The sequence below is a fragment of the Pseudomonas sp. B21-032 genome, from assembly GCF_024748965.1.
Classification (GTDB): domain Bacteria; phylum Pseudomonadota; class Gammaproteobacteria; order Pseudomonadales; family Pseudomonadaceae; genus Aquipseudomonas.
In genome coordinates, this window is record NZ_CP087180.1 from 1,416,338 (window position 1) to 1,436,910 (window position 20,573).

At 62.7% G+C, this 20,573-nt stretch carries 19 protein-coding genes and 1 tRNA gene; 13 read left to right on the plus strand and 7 right to left on the minus strand.

What is annotated here, in order from left to right; genetic code table 11:
- Positions 1-88 precede the first annotated feature (88 nt).
- Positions 89-514 carry a hypothetical protein gene (locus LOY54_RS06495; protein WP_195885865.1) on the plus strand — a complete coding sequence of 142 codons (426 nt, stop codon included), beginning with the start codon at positions 89-91 and terminating at the stop codon, positions 512-514.
- Positions 515-568: 54 nt separating this feature from the next.
- On the opposite strand, the gene LOY54_RS06500 is transcribed toward LOY54_RS06495, so the two are convergent.
- From LOY54_RS06500 to LOY54_RS06510, 3 genes are read right to left on the minus strand one after another with little or no spacing between them, the layout of a single operon-like run.
- Positions 569-1,867 carry an FAD-binding oxidoreductase gene (locus LOY54_RS06500; protein WP_258609921.1) on the minus strand — a complete coding sequence of 433 codons (1,299 nt, stop codon included), beginning with the start codon at positions 1,865-1,867 and terminating at the stop codon, positions 569-571.
- Complete coding sequence (locus LOY54_RS06505; RefSeq protein WP_195885867.1) at positions 1,864-2,952, minus strand: polyamine ABC transporter substrate-binding protein; 1,089 nt, start codon at positions 2,950-2,952, stop codon at positions 1,864-1,866. The genes LOY54_RS06500 and LOY54_RS06505 overlap by 4 nt, the downstream gene beginning before the upstream one ends.
- A gap of 50 nt (positions 2,953-3,002) precedes the next feature.
- The gene (locus LOY54_RS06510; RefSeq protein WP_045193707.1) at positions 3,003-4,361 is read right to left on the minus strand and encodes a glutamine synthetase family protein; all 1,359 of its coding nucleotides are present in this window, start codon (positions 4,359-4,361) and stop codon (positions 3,003-3,005) included.
- A gap of 174 nt (positions 4,362-4,535) precedes the next feature.
- Here LOY54_RS06510 and LOY54_RS06515 point away from each other — a divergent pair, with 174 nt between their 5' ends.
- The 4 genes from LOY54_RS06515 (at position 4,536) to nadA (ending at position 9,209) form a co-directional block, all read left to right on the plus strand.
- Positions 4,536-5,450, plus strand: a complete 915-nt coding sequence (locus LOY54_RS06515; RefSeq protein ID WP_045193518.1) for a helix-turn-helix domain-containing protein — start codon at positions 4,536-4,538, stop codon at positions 5,448-5,450.
- A 53-nt stretch (positions 5,451-5,503) separates the two neighbouring features.
- Positions 5,504-6,373 carry an oxaloacetate decarboxylase gene (locus LOY54_RS06520; RefSeq protein WP_195885868.1) on the plus strand — a complete coding sequence of 290 codons (870 nt, stop codon included), beginning with the start codon at positions 5,504-5,506 and terminating at the stop codon, positions 6,371-6,373.
- Positions 6,374-6,427: 54 nt separating this feature from the next.
- Entirely contained in the window at positions 6,428-7,924 is a 1,497-nt protein-coding gene (locus LOY54_RS06525) for a YdgA family protein (RefSeq protein ID WP_258609926.1), read from the plus strand.
- Positions 7,925-8,150: 226 nt separating this feature from the next.
- Positions 8,151-9,209, plus strand: a complete 1,059-nt coding sequence (nadA, locus tag LOY54_RS06530; protein ID WP_258609928.1) for a quinolinate synthase NadA — start codon at positions 8,151-8,153, stop codon at positions 9,207-9,209.
- A 58-nt stretch (positions 9,210-9,267) separates the two neighbouring features.
- Here nadA and LOY54_RS06535 read toward each other — a convergent pair whose 3' ends face one another.
- Positions 9,268-10,701 carry a M48 family metalloprotease gene (locus tag LOY54_RS06535; RefSeq protein WP_093386343.1) on the minus strand — a complete coding sequence of 478 codons (1,434 nt, stop codon included), beginning with the start codon at positions 10,699-10,701 and terminating at the stop codon, positions 9,268-9,270.
- A gap of 124 nt (positions 10,702-10,825) precedes the next feature.
- Here LOY54_RS06535 and LOY54_RS06540 point away from each other — a divergent pair, with 124 nt between their 5' ends.
- On the plus strand, positions 10,826-11,065 hold the full coding sequence (locus LOY54_RS06540) for a sulfurtransferase TusA family protein (RefSeq protein ID WP_045193512.1): 240 nt from the start codon (positions 10,826-10,828) through the stop codon (positions 11,063-11,065).
- Between the two features lie 24 nt (positions 11,066-11,089).
- Positions 11,090-12,160 (plus strand): AI-2E family transporter, encoded by a 1,071-nt coding sequence (locus LOY54_RS06545; RefSeq protein WP_045193511.1) that lies wholly within the window; start codon positions 11,090-11,092, stop codon positions 12,158-12,160.
- Positions 12,161-12,233: 73 nt separating this feature from the next.
- Here LOY54_RS06545 and LOY54_RS06550 read toward each other — a convergent pair whose 3' ends face one another.
- Positions 12,234-12,707: a peroxiredoxin gene (locus LOY54_RS06550; protein ID WP_213602161.1), complete on the minus strand. Its 474-nt coding sequence runs from the start codon at positions 12,705-12,707 to the stop codon at positions 12,234-12,236.
- Positions 12,708-12,718: 11 nt separating this feature from the next.
- The gene (locus LOY54_RS06555; protein WP_038996628.1) at positions 12,719-13,279 is read right to left on the minus strand and encodes a glycine cleavage system protein R; all 561 of its coding nucleotides are present in this window, start codon (positions 13,277-13,279) and stop codon (positions 12,719-12,721) included.
- Between the two features lie 260 nt (positions 13,280-13,539).
- On the opposite strand from LOY54_RS06555, the gene dapA reads away from it, so the two are divergent.
- The 6 genes from dapA to LOY54_RS06585 all read left to right on the plus strand — a co-directional run bounded on the left by dapA (position 13,540) and on the right by LOY54_RS06585 (position 17,930).
- Positions 13,540-14,418 (plus strand): 4-hydroxy-tetrahydrodipicolinate synthase, encoded by an 879-nt coding sequence (gene dapA, locus LOY54_RS06560; protein ID WP_093386329.1) that lies wholly within the window; start codon positions 13,540-13,542, stop codon positions 14,416-14,418.
- A gap of 17 nt (positions 14,419-14,435) precedes the next feature.
- A complete protein-coding gene (gene bamC / locus LOY54_RS06565; RefSeq protein ID WP_258609940.1) occupies positions 14,436-15,548 on the plus strand; it encodes an outer membrane protein assembly factor BamC in 1,113 nt (370 codons plus the stop codon).
- Positions 15,549-16,307 carry an MBL fold metallo-hydrolase gene (locus LOY54_RS06570; protein ID WP_093386320.1) on the plus strand — a complete coding sequence of 253 codons (759 nt, stop codon included), beginning with the start codon at positions 15,549-15,551 and terminating at the stop codon, positions 16,305-16,307. It begins immediately after the preceding gene.
- Positions 16,308-16,334: 27 nt separating this feature from the next.
- The gene (gene purC, locus LOY54_RS06575) at positions 16,335-17,045 is read left to right on the plus strand and encodes a phosphoribosylaminoimidazolesuccinocarboxamide synthase (RefSeq protein WP_045193505.1); all 711 of its coding nucleotides are present in this window, start codon (positions 16,335-16,337) and stop codon (positions 17,043-17,045) included.
- Positions 17,046-17,138: 93 nt separating this feature from the next.
- Positions 17,139-17,228: transfer RNA gene (locus tag LOY54_RS06580), tRNA-Ser, on the plus strand.
- Between the two features lie 132 nt (positions 17,229-17,360).
- Positions 17,361-17,930 (plus strand): DJ-1/PfpI family protein, encoded by a 570-nt coding sequence (locus LOY54_RS06585; protein ID WP_258609943.1) that lies wholly within the window; start codon positions 17,361-17,363, stop codon positions 17,928-17,930.
- 18 nt (positions 17,931-17,948) lie between these two features.
- Here the strand turns inward: LOY54_RS06585 and LOY54_RS06590 are convergent, their stop codons facing one another.
- On the minus strand, positions 17,949-20,513 hold the full coding sequence (locus LOY54_RS06590) for a fimbria/pilus outer membrane usher protein (RefSeq protein ID WP_408980559.1): 2,565 nt from the start codon (positions 20,511-20,513) through the stop codon (positions 17,949-17,951).
- Positions 20,514-20,573: the final 60 nt, after the last annotated feature.

A 20,573-nucleotide genomic window follows, 5' to 3' on the forward strand; every position in this document is an offset into this window, starting at 1 on the left:
TCACTTAACGAGAACAAATCTCGTTTGGGTTGATCTTTGCTGAAAGAAGTGTATCGTACAGTACAGTATTGAATCGAGGTGTACGATGATGCTCAACCAATGGGTTCTGTTCGATGCCGGTGAGTTTCCGCTGGTTCACGTCAAGTCCATGCCTGCCAATCTTGACGAGGTAGAGCGCTGGATTGTCGAGGTCGAAGCGCTGCTGACGCGCAACCGTGAGTTTGTTCTGGTCTATCCGCCCATGCCGCCAGCGGCCGAGGATGACCTGCAGGCGCGCAAGCGTCTGGTGCTGTGGCTCAAGGGCCAGCGCCAGTGGCTGGCGTCGTGGTGCCGGGGCATGGTCCTGACGGCAACCGGGCAGCCGGGCAACCTTGCCGAACTGACTGGCCTGGCACCGGTACTGGCAGCAGTTTATGGCGTGCCGGTGCACGCCGTCCCCGGGGCGGCGCTGGCCCATAACCTGGCCTTGAGCCTGTTGACCACAGGGCGGGCAACGCAGCAGCCGCCCAATTGAGTCGGCCGCAAGCGCACAGGAGGAAAAAAGGTGATTGCCAGGGGTGGGCGCTGACTAGCCAAGCACCTCGCGCAGCCGGTACCAGAACATCCCCAACGCCAGCAACGGCGAGCGCAGGGCTTTGCCGCCGGGGAAGGTCAGGTGCGGCACCGCGCTGAACACATCCAGGCCCTGGCTGTGCCCGGCGTGAATGGCTTCGGCCAGCAGCCGCGCGGTCCAGTGGGTGACGTTCAGGCCATGGCCGCTGTAGCCCTGGGCATAGAACACGTTCGGGTGCTGTTGCAGGCGGCCGACCTGGGGGAAGCGATTGGCGGTGATGCCGATCTTGCCGCCCCACTGGAAGTCGATGCGGGTATTGGCCAGTTGCGGGAACACCTTGAGCATCTTCGGTTTCATGTAGGCAGCGATATCCGCAGGGTCGCGCCCGGAGTAGTGGCAGGCGCCACCGAACAGCAGGCGGCGGTCGGCCGACAGCCGGTAATAGTCGAGGCCGACCTTCTGGTCGCACAGCGACAGGTTCTGTGGAATCAGCTGCTCGGCCTGTGCCTGGGACAGCGGCTCGGTGGCGATGATGTAGCTGCCGGCGGGCAATACCTTGCCGCTCAGGCGCGGCTCCAGTTCATCCAGGTGCGCGTTGCAGGCCAGCACCAGGCTGCCGGCGCGCACCGTACCGTGCCGGGTGCGTACCTGCGCAGTGGCGCCATGGCTGATTTCCAGCACCGGGCTCTGTTCGAAGATGCGCACGCCGAGAGTCTCGGCCACGCGTGCCTCGCCCAGCACCAGGTTGAGCGGATGCAGGTGGCCCGAGCCGCGGTCGATCAGGCCGCCGGCATACAGGTCGGAGGCGACCACCTGATGCATCTGCTCAGGCCCGATCAATTGCGTTTCATGCCGATAATTCTGCTCGGCCAGGCTTTGCTGCTCGGCACGCAAGGCGGCGAACTGCGCCGGGGTGTTGGCCAGTTCGCAAAAGCCCCAGCGCAGGTCGCAATCGATGCCGTGGGTGCGGACGCGCTCGGCCACCACCTCGACCGATTCGATGCCGGCGCGTTGCAGGTACTTCACCCCCTCCTGGCCGACGTAGCGGGCGAAGCCCTCGACCTCATGGCCGATACCGCGGATCAGCTGGCCGCCGTTGCGCCCGCTGGCGCCCCAGCCGATGCGCCGGGCTTCGAGGAGGATCACCGAGAGCCCGCGCTGGGCCAGTTCGATGGCGCAGTTGACCCCGGTAAAACCGCCGCCGATCACGCAGACATCGGCCTGCAGATCGGCGCCCAGGGCAGGGTAGGGCGCCAGGTCATGGGCCGTGGCGCTGTAGTAGGAGCGGGCGTGTTCAGGGCTGTACTGGTTCATTTGTTCGACTTCACTTTGCTCCAGGAGCGGGTCATCAGGCGCATGATCGCCGGCGTCGGGGTGCTGGACACGTACAGCTTGTCGAGCACTGCTTGCGGTGGGTACACCTCGGGGTTGTTGACCAGCTCCGCGTCCATGTACTGCTTGGCCGGCGGGTTGGCGTTGGCGTAGCCGACCACGCCGCTGACCTTGGCGATCACTTTCGGGTCGAGCAGGTAGTTGATGAAGGCGTAGGCCGCTTTCGGGTTGCTGGCGTCGGAAGGAATCGCCAGCAGGTCGAACCACAGGTTGCTGCCTTCCTTGGGAATGGCGTAGGCGATGTTCACGCCGTTGTTGGCTTCCTTGGCGCGGTTGGCGGCCTGGAACACGTCGCCCGAATAGCCGAAGGCCACGCAGATATCGCCGTTGGCCAGGTCCGAGACATATTTGGACGAGTGGAAATAGGTGATGTAGGGGCGCAGGGTCAGTAGTTTGGCCTCGGCCGCCTTGTAGTCTTCAGGCTTTTCGCTGCGCGGATCCTTGCCCATGTAGTTGAGGATGGCCGGGAACAGTTCGTCGGCCGAGTCCATGAACGACACGCCACACTGGCTGAGCTTTTTCAGGTTCTCGGGCTCGAACATCACCGCCCAGGAATCGATGTGGTCGACGCCCAGCACCTGCTTGACCTTGTCGACGTTGTAGCCGATGCCGTTGGTGCCCCACAGGTAGGGCACCGAGTGCAGGTTGTCGGCGTCGTTCTCCTGGAGGAACTTGAGCAGCACCGGGTCGAGGTTCTTCCAGTTCGGCAACTGCTCGCGGTCCAGTTTCAGAAAGGCCCCGGCTTTGACCTGACGGGCCAGGAAGTGGTTGGAAGGCACGACCACGTCGTAGCCGGTGCGACCGGCGAGCAACTTGCCTTCCAGGGTTTCGTTGGAGTCGAACACGTCGTAGATGACCTTGATACCGGTGCTGCCCTGAAAATCCGCCAGGGTGGTTTCACCGATGTAGTCGGTCCAGTTGTACACGCTGACACTGGGCTGGGCCTGGGCCACGGCGCTGACCAGCAGCGCCAGGGTTGCAGTTACGACTGTTTTCATGGGGCGCATATCGACACCTTTTCGAATTGTTGTTTTCGATACTTGTTACAAGCTCGGGCTCAGACGCTGAGCAGCAGGAATTCGCGCTCCCAGGAGCTGATCACCCGTTTGAAGTTCTCGTGCTCGGCACGTTTGACCGCCACGTAGCCGCGGACGAACTTGCTGCCCAGGTACTGCTCAATGGTCGGGCAGTCTTCCATGTGCGCCAGGGCGTCTTCGATGGTGATCGGCAGGCGCAGGTTGCGCCGCTCGTAGGCGCGGCCCTGGACCGGAGCGCTGGGGTTGATCTTCTCGACCATGCCCAGGTAGCCGCACAGCAGGCTCGCGGCAATCGCCAGGTAGGGGTTGGCATCGGCGCCGGGCAGGCGGTTTTCCACGCGCATCGCCTCGGGGCTCGAGGTCGGTACGCGCAGGCCCACGGTGCGGTTCTCTTCACCCCATTCGACGTTCACCGGCGCCGAGGTGTCGGGCAGGAAACGGCGGAACGAGTTGACGTTGGGGGCGAACATCGGCAGCACTTTGGGGATGTACTTTTGCAAGCCGCCGATGTGATGCAGAAACAGCTCGCTCATTTGCCCGTTGTCGTCGACGAAGATCGGCTTGCCGGTGGCGATGTCGACCACACTCTGGTGCAGGTGCATGGCGCTGCCCGGCTCGTCGCCCACTGGCTTGGCCATGAAGGTGGCGGTGACGTTGTGCTTGAGCGCCGCCTCGCGCATGGTGCGCTTGAACACGGTGATCTGGTCGGCAAGGTCGAGGGCGTCGCCGTGACGGAAGTTGATTTCCATCTGCGCCGGGCCGTCTTCGTGGATCAGCGTGTCGAGGTCCAGGCCCTGGGCTTCGCACCAGTCATAGACGTCTTCGAACAGCGGGTCGAATTCGTTGGCGGCATCGATCGAGAACGACTGGCGACCGCTTTCGGCCCGGCCCGAACGGCCCAGCGGTGCTTGCAGCGGCAAGTCCGGGTCTTCGCAGCGCTGGGTCAGGTAGAACTCCATCTCCGGGGCGACGATCGGCTGCCAGCCCTTGTCGGTGTAGAGCTTGAGGACTTTCTTGAGCACGTTGCGCGGCGACAGCTCGATCGGGTTACCTTGCTTGTCGAAGGTGTCGTGGATCACCACGGCGGTCGGCTCGATGGCCCATGGCACCACGTACACCGCCGCCGAATCCGGGCGGCAGACCATGTCGATGTCGGCCGGATCGAGCAGGTCGTAGTAGATGTCGTCGTCGACAAAGTCCCCGGTTACCGTTTGCAGAAGCACACTTTCCGGCAGGCGCATGCCTCGTTCATGCAGGAACTTGTTGGTCGGTGCGATCTTGCCGCGGGCGATACCGGTCAGATCACTGACCACGCACTCGACTTCGGTAATCTTGTGTTCTTTCAGCCACGCAGACAGCTGATCGAAAGGGGCATTCATAAAGACCTCGTTGTTGGTTTTATCCACGCCAGGACCGGCAGTTGCGACCGGCTTGCCACCCAAGCGGCTTCCCCTGTAGCGCGTTGAGGTCTATCTTGGGTGACGCTTGCGCATTCGATCTATCCACTTTCAGCAAGACTAAAATGCACCAAAAGAGTGCGTAAAGAGCAGCTCATGACAGCGTCAACGCCTTTGCGGGTTCAAGCTTTCAATACCGCCGATGTCACCGAACAGGTCCGTGCCACCCCGGGCTGGACCCAGCATTACCAACAGATGTCTCCCGGGCATTTCGCCGGCCAGCTGCGCTGCCTCGACCTGCAGGGCGTGGAGATCTACGAGGAGTGCATGAATACCCGGGTCGAGCAGAATTTCAGTGCGCCGGCCGGCTCCCTGGCGTTTTGTTTCGACCGCAACGATCACAGTCTTTACGTGCTCAATGGCGAAAGCCGCAACATCTGGATCACCCCGGAGAACTACCAGGAAGTGGCCGTGGTGTTCGGCCCGGAATTCGTCCAGCGCCACAGCCTGGACATCGCCCGCCTCGACGGGCTGTTCATGGCGCCGTTGAACTCGATGCAGAACGAGCTGTTCAGCCGCTGGCTGAGCGGCACCCTCACGCGCATCTCGCAGACCATCGACCCACCAAGCCAGGACGCATTGGCCGCGCAGTTGCTGGAAGACTGCCTGTTCATCCTCGATAACGCGTGTATCTGCCTCGATCGCGGGGCGTTGTGGCGGCGTACCGAAGAGCGCGCAATCATGCGCAAGGTTGGCGAATGGGCGGCAGATTGCCCGGAAGAAACCCTCAATCTGCTTGAGCTTTCGCAGGTTGCCGGGGTGTCCCTGCGCCAGCTGCAGCACGCCTTCAAGACCTTCACCGGCATGGCCCCGGCGCAGTGGCTGCGCTTGCGCCGGCTCAACAGTGCACGGCGTGAATTGCTCAGTTGCACGCCCAGCGATACCACCGTCGCCGAAGTGGCCATGCATTGGTCGTTCTGGCACCTGGGACGGTTTTCCGACAGCTACCGCAAGCTGTTCAAGGAGCTGCCCAGCGAGACCCTGAAGCGCGTGGCGCTGTCAGTCAGATAGCCAGCAGTGGTAATGTTCGACCTACTAAATGAAGTCGATAGCCTGGAAAGACCATGCCAAGAGCCTCCCACCAAGACCTGCGTCGCGCGTTCCGCCAACTGCTTGCCTCACCTGCCTGCTACCACACCGCCTCCGTTTTCGACCCGATGTCGGCGCGCATTGCCGCTGACCTGGGCTTCGAGGTGGGGATCCTCGGCGGTTCGGTGGCCTCCCTGCAGGTGCTGGCCGCCCCTGACTTTGCCCTGATCAGCCTGAGCGAATTCGCCGAGCAGGCGACGCGGATCGGCCGGGTGGCGCAACTGCCGGTAATTGCTGACGCCGACCACGGCTATGGCAACGCGCTCAACGTGATGCGGACGGTGACCGAGCTTGAGCGTGCCGGGATTGCCGCGCTGACCATCGAGGACACCCTGCTGCCGGCCCAGTTCGGGCGCAAGTCCACCGACTTGATCAGCATCGCCGAAGGCGTCGGCAAGATCCGTGCGGCGCTGGAGGCGCGGGTTGACCCGGAGCTGTCGATCATTGCCCGCACCAACGCGGCGCTGATTGCCACCGAAGAAGTCATCGCCCGCACCGTGGCCTACCAGAACGCCGGTGCAGACGCCTTGTGCATTGTCGGTATCCGCGACTTCGAACACCTGGAACAGATTGCCACGCACCTGAGCGTGCCGCTGATGCTGGTCACCTACGGCAACCCGCAACTGCATGATGATGCGCGCCTGGCCGAACTGGGTGTGCGCATTGCCGTCGATGGTCATGGCGCCTACTTTGCCGCGATCAAGGCCACCTACGACTGCCTGCGCGAGCAGCGCGGCATCACCTGCAGCACCTCGGACCTGAGCGCCACCGAACTCACCCATACCTACACGCAACCGGACGACTACATCGTCTGGGCCCGCGAGTACATGGACGTCAACGAATAGGCCGCAAGGCTTAGTCAACGCAACAACTCTCTACAAATGGAAGCGAAACAATTCATGAAGAAATCTACAGGCGTACTCGGCCTCGCAGTGGCAGTGGCAGCGGTGTGCACCGCGGGTGCCTGGTACACCGGCAAGCAACTGCCAGGCGTGCTGGCAACCACCATCGCCGAATCCAACGCCCAGACCAAGCAGGCGCTGGTGGGTATGGACACCCTCGTGGAGCTTGAGCTGGTATCGCTGGACAGCCATCTGTTCAGCAGTACCGCCAAATACCGCCTCAAGGTAAAGAACCTGCAGGTTGGCGAAGACAGCAAAAGCTTTGAGCTGAATTTTGTCGACCAGATCGAACACGGGCCGTTGCCGCTGTCGCGGGTCAAGGCGCTGAAGCTGATGCCGGTCATGGCAGCCAGTCATTACAGCCTGGAAAAAGACGCGGCCACCGCCGACTGGTTCGCCCTGACCAAAGACGTTTCGCCGCTGCAAGGCCAGGTTGCCTACGGCTACGATCGCTCGATGGACAGCGCTTTCCAGGTGGCGCCGATCGAGTGGAGCAAGGACGGCTCGTCGCTGAAGTTCTCCGGGTTTGAAGTCACTGGCCACGGCAACGAAGGCGCCGAACACGTGCAGCTCACCGGCCAGTCGGGCAGCCTGAGCCTGAACCTGGTCGACCCTGACAGCAAAGTGCTGAAAGTCGAGATCAAGGGCCTGAGCCTGACCGGCGACATGACCAAGACGCCGTTCGGCTTCTATGTCGGCAAGATGGATATGGCCGTGGCTGATACGGTCGCCACCTTCGGCGATGAGCAAAAGGTCCTGAAGCTCAAGGGCCTGGCGCAGAACAACGAGTACAAGAACGACGGCGACAAGCTCTCGGCACGCATGGAATACAAGGTTGGCGACATCAACTTTGACGGCAAGGCCATCGGTGCCGGCGAGATGGTCTGGAGCCTCAAGCGTCTCGACATCCCGGCCATGCAGGCACTGATCGGCTGGTACCAGAGCCGCCTGCCTGAGTTCCAGCAGGCCGCTGCCGAAGGTGCAGGCATGCCGGACCTGGCGATGACCGAGGCTGAAACGGCCCAGGTGCGCAGCGATGTGCAGCGCCTGCTGGCAGCCAAGCCGCAGATCGCCCTGGAGAACCTGTCGTTCAAGACTGCCAATGGCGAAAGCCGTTTCAGCTTCAGCGTCGACCTGGCCAACCCGACCTCCCTGGAGCTGCCACCCGAGGAGCTGTCCAAGCAGCTGATCACCCAGCTGCAGAGCAAGCTGTCGCTGTCCAAGCCGATGATCGGTGACCTGGCGACCCTGCAGGCGCAGTTCGAAGGCCAGACCGATGCTGCCATCGTTTCCCAGCAAGCGGCCCAGGCCGGGGAAATGGTCAGCATGATGGCGGTGCAGAGCCAGATGGCCAAGGTCGAGGGCAACGACATTGTTACCTCGCTGCACTATGCCGATGGCATGGTCGACTTCAACGGCCAGAAGATGACCGTTGAGCAGTTCGCCAGCGTGATCATGGCCAACGCCAGCGCAATGCAGGCGACCGGCGGTTGATGTTCAGGCCCGGGGCGCCCGCCCCGGGCTTGTTTCACTAAAAAAACCTTTTGAATTCATTCGATTATCTGTAGCCTTCGGCATCCTATAAAAACCCGAGGCCGCAGCTGGTCCGTGGTTCTGTGCGCAAGGCTGTTTTGCCCTGCCTGTGGAGCCTGTAGCCGATTTGCCAGGGCTCGGTGATACACTCGACTTACGCGCTCAAGCGCCTGCAGGTCCAGCGATCATGACCCAGATTTCCGAACGCCTTCTCGTCCAGGCTCACCTCGATGCCAAGCAGCCCACGCCGCTGACGCCCGAGCAAGAGGCCGACTACCGCGCCGCCATTGCCGCCGAACTCAAGGCGCAAAATGCGGTGCTGGTTGCCCACTACTATTGCGACCCGGTGATCCAGGCCCTGGCCGAGGAAACCGGTGGCTGCGTGTCCGATTCGCTGGAAATGGCCCGCTTCGGCAAGAACCACGCGGCCTCGACCGTGGTGGTCGCCGGGGTGCGCTTCATGGGCGAGACGGCCAAGATCCTCACTCCGGAAAAGCGCGTGCTGATGCCGACCCTCGAGGCGACCTGCTCGCTCGATCTCGGCTGCCCGGTGGAGGAGTTCTCGGCGTTCTGCGACAAGCACCCCGAGCGCACCGTGGTGGTGTATGCCAACACCTCGGCAGCGGTCAAGGCCCGCGCCGACTGGGTAGTGACCTCAAGCTGCGCGCTGGAAATCGTCGAAAGCCTGATGGACAACGGCGAGACCATCATCTGGGGCCCGGACCAGCACCTGGGCCGCTATATCCAGAAACAGACCGGCGCCGACATGCTGCTGTGGGACGGTGCCTGCATCGTCCACGAAGAGTTCAAGTCGCGCCAACTGGCCGACATGAAGGCGCTGTACCCGGATGCGGCAATCCTGGTGCATCCGGAGTCGCCCGAGGCGGTGATCGACCTGGCCGACGCAGTGGGCTCCACCAGCCAGCTGATTGCTGCGGCGCAGACCCTGCCGAACAAGACCTTCATCGTCGCCACCGACCGCGGCATCTTCTACAAGATGCAGCAGCTGTGCCCCGACAAGATCTTCATCGAAGCGCCTACCGCCGGTAACGGCGCGGCATGCCGCAGCTGCGCGCATTGCCCGTGGATGGCGATGAATACCCTGGAGCGCACCTTGCAGTGCCTGCGGGAAGGCACTAACGAGATTTTCGTTGAGCCGGCGTTGATCCCCCAGGCGATCAAGCCGCTCAAGCGTATGCTCGACTTCACCCAGGCGGCGCGGATGAAGTTGTCCGGTAACGCCTGACGACGCCTTCGCGGGGCAAGCCCGCTCCTACCGTAGGAGCGGGCTTGCCCCGCGATGCTTAGCGCATCATGTCCTTGACCATCCGCTGTTGCTCCATCAGCTCGCGCTGACGCGCATCGATCTTCGACGCCAGGACGAAGTTGTTGCCGGCGCGCTGCTTGGCGTAGTCAAGCTGCTGCAGGGCCTGGTCGAAGTCGCCCACCAGGGCAAAGTATTCGGCGCGGGCCTGGTGCAGGCCGATGGTGTTGCCCGACAAGCCCCGCACTTCCGCCACGTCATACCAGACGTCCGGGTCTTCAGGACGGTTCTTGAGTAGCGCATCCAGCGCCTTCTCTGCCTCGGCAGGGCGGTTCTGCTTGAGTAGCAGGTCGATGCGCGCCTGTTGCAACGGGTAGTTGGCCGGGTACAGGCTGCGCATCCGCTCGACCCGCTGCTGGGCATCGGGCAGGCGGTTGTTGGTGATGTCCAGGTCGATCTGCGCCAGGTTGTAGGTGATGTCGTTGGGCGCCTTGGCCAGCAGCGGCTTGAGGTTCTCGCGCGCCTCGTTCAGGCGCCCGCCCTTGATCTGCGCCAGCGCCAGGCCGTAGCGGGCGGCGTCCATCTGCGGGCTTTCGTCGAGCTGGGCCTGGAAGCGCTTGGCGGCAAGGCCGGGGGTGCCTTCGTAGATCAGCGCCACCCGGGCACGAATCAGCTGGTAGCGCATGCTGTCTTCGGTGCCACCCTTGGGCGCCTGTTCGGCGCGGTTGCGGGTGTCGGCGATGCGCGATTCGGTAACCGGGTGAGTCAGAAGGAATTCCGGCGGCTTGGCGTCATAGCGGTACTGGCGCATCAGGCGCTCGAACATGGTCGGCATGTTGCGCGGATCATAGCCGGCCTTCTCAAGGTTGAGGATACCGATGCGGTCGGCTTCCTGTTCGTTCTGCCGCGAGAAGCGCCGCTGCTCCTGGATGGCGGCCGCCTGGGTGCCGGCAATTGCGGCAATACCGGCATCACCGGCACCTGCCGCGGCGGCGACGATACCGATCAGCAGCGCGCCCATCATCGGCAACTGCATGCGCTGCTGGGCCTCGACGCCGCGGGCGAAGTGGCGTTGCGACAAGTGCGCCAGTTCGTGGGCCAGTACCGAGGCGTATTCGCCTTCGGTCTGGGCATTGAGGAACAGCCCGCCGTTGACCCCGACGATCCCGCCGGGGGCGGCAAAGGCGTTGAGTTCGCGGCTGTCGATGAGGATGAACTCCAGGCGCCGGTCCTGCAACTGGCTGGTTTCGGCCAGGCGGTAGACGCTGGTTTCGACGTAATCCTTGAGCTGGGGATCGTTCAGTTGGTTGACATTGCCCCGCAGCAGGCTGAGCCAGGCGCGGCCCAGCTGGTGTTCCTGTTGCGGGGAGACAATGGCAGAACTGGCGTCGCCGAGTGACGGCAGGTCGTCGGCATGGCTGGGGAGCGCCATCAAACAGGCCAGCGTCAGCAGGGTAGGGCGCAGAAAATTCATGCACGAAGCTCTGGTCGACAAAGAACCTTACTGTAGCCCGCTCGCACGTTGGCGACCAGTGGCGGTATCCTACCGGGCTTGTTCAAAATGCTACCTGTGCCCGCATTCCTGCCTGGAGACCCCCATGAGCGAGACCCCGACCCATGACGCCGAACTCGACGCCAGCGGGCTGAACTGCCCGCTGCCGCTGCTCAAGGCGAAGATGGAGCTCAATCGCCTGGCCACTGGCGCGGTGCTCAAGGTGATTGCCACCGACGCCGGTTCCCAGCGCGACTTTCGCACTTTTGCCCGATTGGCCGGTCATACGCTGCTGCTCGAAGAGGCCGAGGCCGGTGTTTACACCTACTGGCTGAAGAAGGCCTGAGTTTTTTCTGTTAAAGGATCGTCAATGTTCAAGGTGCTTCGCGACTGGATGCAGCGCTACTTCTCCGATGAAGAAGCGGTGGTGCTGGCGGTCTTGCTGTTTCTGGCGTTCACCGCCGTCCTGACCCTCGGTGGCATGCTCGCGCCGGTGCTGGCGGGGATGGTCCTGGCGTTCCTGATGCAGGGTCTGGTCAACGCCCTGGAGCGCCTGCGGGTGCCCACGCGCTATGCGGTCGGGCTGGTGTTCATGCTGTTCATGGGCGCCCTGGCGGTGTTCCTGCTGGTGCTGGTGCCGCTGCTCTGGCACCAGTTGATCACCCTGTTCAACGAACTGCCGGGCATGCTCGGCAAGTGGCAGTCGCTGCTGTTGCTGTTGCCCGAGCGCTACCCGCACCTGGTCTCCGACGAGCAGGTGCTGCAGGCCATCGAGGTGATGCGCGGCGAGATCGGCAAGTTCGGCCAGTGGGCGCTGACCTTCTCGCTGTCGAGCCTGCCGCTGCTGGTCAACATCATGATCTACCTGGTGCTGGTGCCGATCCTGGTGTTCTTCTTTCTCAAGGACCGCGAGCAGATCGCCGATTGGGTCAGTGGCTACCTGCCCAAGGAGCGGGCGCTGATGACCCGGGTGGCCGAAGAAATGAACCGGCAGATCGCCAACTACATTCGCGGCAAGGGCATCGAGATTCTGATCTGTGGCGTGGCCACCTACATCGCCTTCATCAGCCTGGGGCTCAACTATGCGGCGTTGCTGGCCCTGCTGGTCGGCCTGTCGGTGGTGGTGCCCTATGTCGGCGCGGTGGTGGTGACCGTACCGGTAACCCTGATTGCGCTGTTCCAGTGGGGCTGGGGTGATCAGTTCATTTACCTGATGGCGGTGTACGCGATCATCCAGGCCCTGGACGGCAACGTGCTGGTGCCGCTGCTGTTCTCCGAGGCGGTGAGCCTGCACCCGGTGGCGATCATCTGCGCGGTGCTGCTGTTTGGCGGGCTGTGGGGGTTCTGGGGGATCTTCTTTGCCATCCCCCTGGCGACCCTGTTCAAGGCCGTGCTGGATGCCTGGCCGCGGCGAGAGCCGGTGGTGGCGCCGCTGCTCTAAAAGCATCGCGGGGCAAGCCCGCTCCCACAGTGAGTGAAAGAACCTGTGGGAGCGGGCTTGCCCCGCGATTGGCTTATCTTGCGTTCAGCGTCTGCGCCTCAGCCAGCACGGCATCGACATGCCCGGGCACCTTCACCCCGCGCCAGGCCTTGCGCAGCACGCCGTCCTTGTCGATCAGGAAGGTGCTGCGGTCCACGCCCAGGTATTCCTTGCCGTAGAGCTTCTTCAGTTTGATCACGTCGAACAGCTGGCACAGGGCCTCGTCCTTGTCGCTGATCAGCTCGAAGGGGAAGGCCTGCTTGGCCTTGAAGTTTTCGTGGGACTTGATGCCATCGCGCGATACGCCGAACACCTGGGTGTTGGCCGCCGCGAAGGCTGCATGCTGGTCACGGAAACCCTGGCCTTCGGTGGTGCAGCCCGGGGTGCTGTCCTTGGGGTAGAAGTACAGCACCACCTGCTGGCCTTTAAGCCCGGCCAGGCTGACGGTCTGGCCGCTGGTGGCCTGGGCCTCGAAATCGGCGACGGGTTGGTCAAGTTCAACGGCCATGAAAAGCTTCCTTACATCGGGTTCTGTGGGCGCCACGGTTCGATCAGCGCATCCAGGTTCAGCGCATCGGAGAAGTCCAGGAACTGGTCACGCAGCCAGCTGATCTGTGTGCCGGCCGGCAGGGTCACGGTAAAGGTGGCGTTGAGCATGGTGCCGCCGGTCTGCGGGGCCTGGTAGGTGTCGCAGGTGAGGTTCTCCAGCTCCACATGATGGTCGATGAAGAACTGGCACAGCTCGTTGATGATGTCCGGGCGGTAGGCGGCGCTGACATAGGCCACGTACGGCAGCGACAGCGGGCGCACTTCGAGTTCGGCGCTGCGCACCACGTTGACGGTGAAGGTGTGCTTCTTGGCCAGGCCCGGCAGGGCGCCTTCGAAGCGCGCCAGGGCGTCCCAACTGCCGGCGACCTGCAGGACCAGGGCACTGCACTCGCCGTGGCGGGTCAGGCGCGAGGTGACGACCGAGCAACGATTGTCGTTGCTGGCCCGGCACAGGATGTTGGTCAGCTCCATGGGATTGGCACCCAGGGCGCTGATGACAAGGAATTGTTCGCGAACGGTGGGGGTGGACATGCAGCATTCCTAAAGCGATGAGCGGTCGGTACCTGACGTGGCAAAAAGGCCGGTAGGCAGGCGCCCGGGGCTCAGGATCGAGCCTTGCGGCGCTGGCTACGCGCATTGTCGGCAGCCCGGCGGGCCACTATGTACCGATCAAAGACAGAAGGGTAGCGAAAATGGCCGCCGAGGGGAATGCTCCGCCCGCCTGCTTCGCTTGTGCAAGGCCGATGGCGCCAGTACCATTACCGCTCTCTTTTTCCGGCAGGAGCAGTTTCATGATTGCGGGCAGTATGGTGGCATTGGTCACACCCATGGATGCACAAGGGCGTCTTGATTGGGACAGCCTCAGCAAACTCGTGGACTTCCACCTGGAAAACGGCACCCACGCCATCGTTGCCGTCGGTACTACCGGCGAGTCGGCGACCCTGGATGTCAATGAGCACATTGAAGTCATCAAGGCGGTGGTCAAGCAGGTCAATGGCCGTATCCCGGTGATCGCCGGCACCGGCGCCAACTCCACCAGCGAAGCCGTGCACCTGACCCGCAACGCCAAGGAAGCCGGCGCCGATGCCTGCCTGCTGGTGGTGCCGTACTACAACAAGCCGACCCAGGAAGGCCTGTACCAGCACTTCAAGCACATTGCCGAAGCCGTCGACATCCCGCAGATCCTCTATAACGTCCCTGGCCGCACCTCCTGCGACATGCAGGCCGAGACCGTGATCCGTTTGTCGACTGTGCCGAACATCATCGGCATCAAAGAGGCCACCGGCGATCTCAAGCGCGCCAAGGCCATCCTTGACGGCGTCAGCAAGGACTTCATCGTCCTGTCCGGCGATGACCCGACCGCTGTCGAGCTGATCCTGCTGGGCGGCAAGGGCAACATCTCTGTTACCGCCAACGTCGCCCCGCGAGAAATGGCCGATCTGTGCGAAGCCGCCCTTGAGGGCAATGCCCAGAAGGCTCGCGCAATCAACGAACAACTGATGCCGCTGCACAAGGACCTGTTCATCGAAGCCAACCCGATTCCGGTGAAGTGGGCTCTGGTTGAAATGGGCCTGATGCACAAGGGCATCCGCCTGCCACTGACCTGGCTGAGCGAATCCTGTCACGATACGGTACGCCAGGCGATGCGCCAGTGCGGCCTGAAGTTTTAATTGAGGACGTACACCGCATGAAGCGATTGGCTGGTCTTTCCGCCCTTGCCTTGATCATCTCCAGTACCAGCGGTTGCGGCTGGCTCTGGGGCGAAGAGGGTTACTTCCGTGACCGTGGCAGCGATTATCTGGAGGCCACCCAGAAGCCGCCAATGCAGCTGCCACCGGACGTCAGCAGCGCCAAGCGGCTCGACCCGCTGCTGCCGATCCCGCGCAACGTCGCCGACGACAACGTCAAGGGCGAATTCGAAGTGCCACGTCCGCTGCCGTTGAACGCCGCGGCCGACATCAGCGATTTCAGCCTGCAGAAGAGCGGCAGCTCGCGTTGGGTCCTGGCCCAGCGCTCGCCGGCCGAAGTCTGGCCGGTGGCCCGTCAGTTCTTTGAAGACAACGGCTTCCGGATTGCCGAAGAGCGTCCGCAAACCGGCGAGTTCAACACCACCTGGCAGCGTTTCGACGAACTCTCGGCATCCATGGCCAAGCGCCTGGGCAGTGCCTCGAGCAGCAGCGACAACGAAGTCCGTGCGCGCATCCGCATCGAGCCGGGCGTGCAGCGCAACACCAGTGAAGTCTACGTCGTGACCGTCGAACGCCCGGCCGGCAGCACTGCCGAGCAGGAATTCCCGGCGCGCTCTGCCAACACCGGTGTCGACGCCATCCTGGTCGACGAAATGCTCGCCAGCATGACCCGCAGCGCCGAGAAGGGCGGTTCGGTGTCGTTGCTTGCCGCTCGCGACTTCGATACCCCGAGCCGCGTCAGCCTCAGCGAAGACGGCAGCGGCAACCCGGTACTGAACCTGGGCGCCGACCTCGATCGCGCCTGGTCCAGCGTTGGCCGTGCCCTGGAGCAGGGCGAATGGCGCGTTGAAGACATCAACCGCAGCCTGGGCCTGTACTACATCAACCTTGCCGAGAAAGCCGAGACCAAAGAGCAGCCAGGCTTCTTCAGCCGCCTGTTCGGCGGTGCGCCGAGCAAGGAAGAGCGTGAAGCCCGTGCCGAGCGCTACCAGGTTCGCCTGAGCAAGGTGGGCGAAAGCGTCCAGGTCACCGTCGAGAAGAACATCAACACCGTGGCCCCGGCAGACGTTGCCCGCCGCGTGCTGAGCGTGATTCAGGACAACCTGGGTTAAGTGCGCTTCGCCGTACTTGGAAGTGGAAGCCAGGGAAATGGCACGCTGATCGCCAGTGGCAATACCTTGCTGCTGGTCGATTGCGGCTTTTCCCTGCGTGAAACCGAGCGGCGCCTGGCGCTGCTCGGCGTTTCTGCGGCGCAATTGAGCGCGGTGCTGGTCACCCACGAACATGCCGACCACGTGCATGGGGTCGGGTTGCTGTCGCGGCGCTACAATGTACCGGTCTACCTCAGCCGCGGCACCTTGCGCGGCATGCGCAAGCCGGTCGAGGCCGCAGGCTTCCTGGCCGCCAACGACACCTTGCAGCTGGGCGACCTGAGCGTTACCGCCGTCGGCGTCACTCACGACGCGCTGGAGCCGCTGCAGTACGTGTTTGGCGATGGCAGCCGGCGCTTTGGCGTGCTGACCGACCTGGGCTCGTATGATGCGGCCCTGCTCAGCAGCTACCAGGGCCTGGACGCCCTGCTGATCGAGGCCAACCACTGTCGCGACCTGCTCGGACGCGGGCCGTACCCGATGTTTTTGAAGCAGCGGGTGGGTGGCGACTACGGACATTTGAACAACCATCAGGCCGCGCGCCTGGTGTCGGAGCTGGACTGGCAGAACCTGCAACACCTGGTGCTGGCCCATCTCAGCAGCAAGAACAACCAGCCACAGCTGGCCCGGCAATGCTTCGTCGATACCCTCGGCTGCGACCCGGACTGGCTGCAAGTGGCCAATCAGGATTCCGGGCTCGACTGGCGTGAAATCGCCTAGCCCATCATTTAGCAAGCGGAGCCCATCATGGAAAAACGTGAAGAACTCTACCGCGGCAAAGCCAAGTCGGTTTACAAGACCGACGACGCTGACCGCTTGATCCTGCTGTTTCGCAACGACACCTCGGCGTTCGACGGCAAGCGCATCGAACAGCTCGACCGCAAGGGCATGGTGAACAACAAGTTCAACGCCTTCATCATGCAAAAGCTTGAAGAAGCCGGCATCCCGACCCAGTTCGACAAACTGCTGGGCGACAACGAGTGCCTGGTCAAGAAGCTCGACATGATCCCGGTCGAATGCGTCGTGCGTAACTACGCTGCCGGCAGCCTGGTCAAGCGCCTGGGCGTCGAAGAAGGCATGAAGCTCACCCCGCACACCTTCGAGCTGTTCCTCAAGGACGACGCCAAGGGCGACCCGTTCATCAACGAATCCCACGTCGTGGCCTTCGGTTGGGGCACCGCCGAGCAACTGGCGAAGATGAAAGAGCTGTCGCTCAAGGTCAACGACGTGCTGAACAAACTGTTCGACGACGCTGGCCTGCTGCTGGTCGACTTCAAGCTTGAGTTCGGCGTATTCCACGGCGAGATCGTCCTGGGTGACGAATTCAGCCCGGACGGCTGCCGCCTGTGGGACAAAGAGACCCGCAAGAAGATGGACAAGGACCGCTTCCGCCAGGGTCTGGGCGACGTTATCGAAGCCTACGAAGAAGTTGCCAAACGCCTGGGCGTGCCGCTGTAACCGGCAAGTTCACGCAAGCGCCTGATACCACGCGAATTTTTTTCGCAAACAGGCTTTGCCTTTCGGCAAACTGCTGGTATCATGCGCGCCACTGGAGAGATGCCGGAGTGGCCGAACGGGACGGATTCGAAATCCGTTGTACTGGCAACAGTACCTAGGGTTCAAATCCCTATCTCTCCGCCATATGCAGTAAAGAAAAGCCCCCGCAAACATTTATGTTTGTGGGGGCTTTTTCGTTTCTGCGCGTAATAGCCGCCGGAGACAAGGGGTTGTTCGCCGCATCATGGTCTCGGAATTCAAGGAGGATTCGAACAAATGGCACGCATAGCTTTGGTTCTGACACCTGGTTTTGCTGATTGGGAATATGCCTTTATTGCAGGAACCGCATCACCGTTTTACGGAATCGACCTTGGTTTTTTCACCCCTGTTCCAGGGCAATTCCTCTCGCAGGGAGGATTGACGGTCACGCTCGATAGCAGTCTGGAACAATGCCTGGACTGGAAACCAGATGTTGCCGTCATCGTCGGGGGACAGCTCTGGGAACACGCAGATGCTCCAGATATTGGGGACTTTCTTCGTGCCAGCCGAGACGCGGGGGCAACTATCGCCGGAATATGTGGAGGAACGCTGGCGCTGGCGAGGGCTGACCTTCTCAATACGATGCCTCACACCTCGAACAGCGGGGATTTCCTCAAACAACATGCCGCAAGTTATAAAGGCGAGGCTCTTTATCAAGACTGTTCAGGCACCATGGTTGCAGACCGGATCATAACTGCGCCAGGCCCTGCACCTGTCAGCTTCACCTGTGCAGTATTTGAAGCTGCGGGTTTATCTGCCGAGGCGGTTTCTCAGTTCAGATCAATGTTGGCCGCTGAACATGAGTAAACCACTTGGCCCTGGTGATTACGGCTTGCACACCAAGCGCTGACGCTCATAGTTCAGTGTCTTATCCCGCTCCGGCAGGCTATACGGCGCTGTGCACTGGCGCTCGCCCCACTTGATGGTCAGGCTGCCCTGGTCTTCTTCCAGCAACACCAGCGCCTTGCCGTTGGGGTCGGAAATTGCCAGTTGCTTGCCGCTGGCGTCTTCCAGCGAGGCGCCGAACGGGATCATCGCACCCTGTTCGTCGAACAGTTCGAACTGCACCCGCCGCCCGCTCTTGCCGGTGTAGCGGGCCACCACCACGGCGCCGCGGCGCGGTACCAGTTGCTGGGTGGCGTTGTCGATTTCGATGTCGCCGCCCAGTTCGCGGGTGTCCAGGCTGATCCAGTTGACCCGGTAAGGTTGCGCGTTGGGAATCACTGCGTAGCCGTTGCGCCCGGTTTCGACGCCGCTGTAGCTGCTGATCTTGGCGCCCTTGACGCCCGGCACCTGGGCCAGGGCGAAGGTTTCGCCGACGGTCTGGCCGAGGTTGATGCCACCTTGGTGAGCAACCACCGAGCCCGACACGTTGAGGTTCTGCGAGTCGTAGCCGCGGCCCTGGCTGTAGCCCAGGGTGATGTCGGCCACCGAGGTGCGGGTGTTGAGGTTGGCCGAGGCGGAGTTGCCGCCGGAGCTGCTGTTGCCGCCCTGGACCGAATAGAAGGTGTCGCTGGTTTCGGACAGGTAGCCGTTGACGCCAACCTGGGTGCTGTCGCCGCCTTTTTGCGTGCTGGTGGTGATGAACGCACGCGGCGCCCGGGCGCGGCTGCCCAGCGGGAAGGACACCGACAGGTTGAACTGAGTATCGCTGCTTGAGCCGCCGTAGCCGTCGCCCAAATCCTTGGTGCGGGTGACGCCGAGGTTGTAGCTGGCTTCGCCCCAGTTGTTGCTGTAGCCGGCCGAAAAGCTCTGCGAGCCGCCGCGGTTCCAGTAGCGCTGGTCGCTGGCGTTGACGTACAGGCTGCCCAGTTCGCGGTTGCGGCCCATGCTCTGGTTGATGGTCAGGTCGGTGCGGGTCTTGGAGTTGCCCGGGCGCCGCTCCAGGTCGCTGCTCAAGTCCTGGACGTGATCGGTCAGGGTGCGGAAACCTTCGGTGGAGTAGCGGTACGCGGCCAGGGTGAAGTTGGTGTCGGTGCCGGTGAAGGTCTTGGCATAGAGGGCACGCACACTGTTACCCTGGGTGGTTTGCCCCAGCGCGCGGCTGCTCGAATGGGTGACGTCGAACGACACCGCGCCCAGCGAAGTGTTCTTGCCGGCACCCAGCGACAGCGCCTTGTAGTTGTCGCTGGCCTGGATACCGATGATCCCGGTAAGGCTGCTGCTGATACCGTAGGCCAGGGTGCTGCTGAGGATGTTCGGGGTGGCCATGCCGTCGGTGTTGCTGTTGAACTGGCCGGCCGAGACGCTGTATTTGACCTGGCCTTCACGCACCATGATCGGCAGGCTGGAGAACGCCTGGGTGGTCACCCGACGGCGGCCGTCAGCCTCGACGATAGTGATTTGCAGGTCGCCGTTGGAGCCGGACGGGTAGATGTCGCTGATCTCGAACGGCCCTGGCGGCACGCTGGCGGTGTACAGGATGTAGTTGTTCTGGCGGATCTCGACGGTGGCGTTGGTTTGCGCCACGCCACGGATGATCGGCGCGTAGCCGCGTTCGCTGTCGGCGCGCATGCCTTCGTCGGAGGCAAGCTTCACACCGCGATAGCGCACGCTGTCGAACAGGTCGGTGTCGCTGAAGATATCGCCGGCGCTGAACTGGCCCTTGAGGGCCGTGACGTCATGCTGCAGGTAGCTGCGGTTGCTCTTGAAGGTGCTTGGGCGACCGGTGCTGCTGGTGAAGTTCGACTCGTTGCGCAAGCGCCAGGCACCGAGGTTGATGCCGTTGCGCAGGCCGAGGTTATTGGCGATGCGCGTGTCGGCATCGCCGGCGCTGCGGCTGCTGTTGTACTGGTAGTTGATGAACGCCGCCGGCACACCGTCATCCCACAGCGCCGGGTCGACGTAGCCACGGATACCGCGCTGCATTGCCACTTGCGGCACGCTGGCCGCCAGTTGCAGGCGCGCGGCGTCATAGCGCAGGCTGGCCTGGTCGATCAGCGCTGGCAGGTCGTAGCAGCTTTGTGGGGTGTTCGGGTCGAACTTGCCCTGGGCCTGCAGTTTGTTCAGGTCGATGCCCAGCTGTTGCAGCAGTTCCAGGGTCAGGCACGGTTCGACACGGCCGGTGGCCGGGTTGCGGTTGAAATCGATGTCACGCCGGCCCACCAGCACTTCGTTGCTGTACAGGTCGACCCGGTAGTTGCCCGGCAACACGCTGTTGGCCGACAGCAGCAGTTGCAGGTCGACCGACGAAGGTGCGCCTTGCAGGAAGGTGGTGTTGAAGGCTTCCAGTTGTTGCGCATCGCTGGTGTCCTGCGCGGCCAGCACCGGCATCGCGCCAAGCACGGCCAGCGACAGGGCGCTCAACTTCCACAGACGAGCAGTTGCAGACGGAGCGCACGCACGTTGGCCGGCGCAATGAGTTGGCCTGTTACCGGAAGATAAAGACATGCGAAGGAACCTTGTATCCCGAATAACGACTGGGCGCGGCGAGGGGCGCAGTTACGCGCA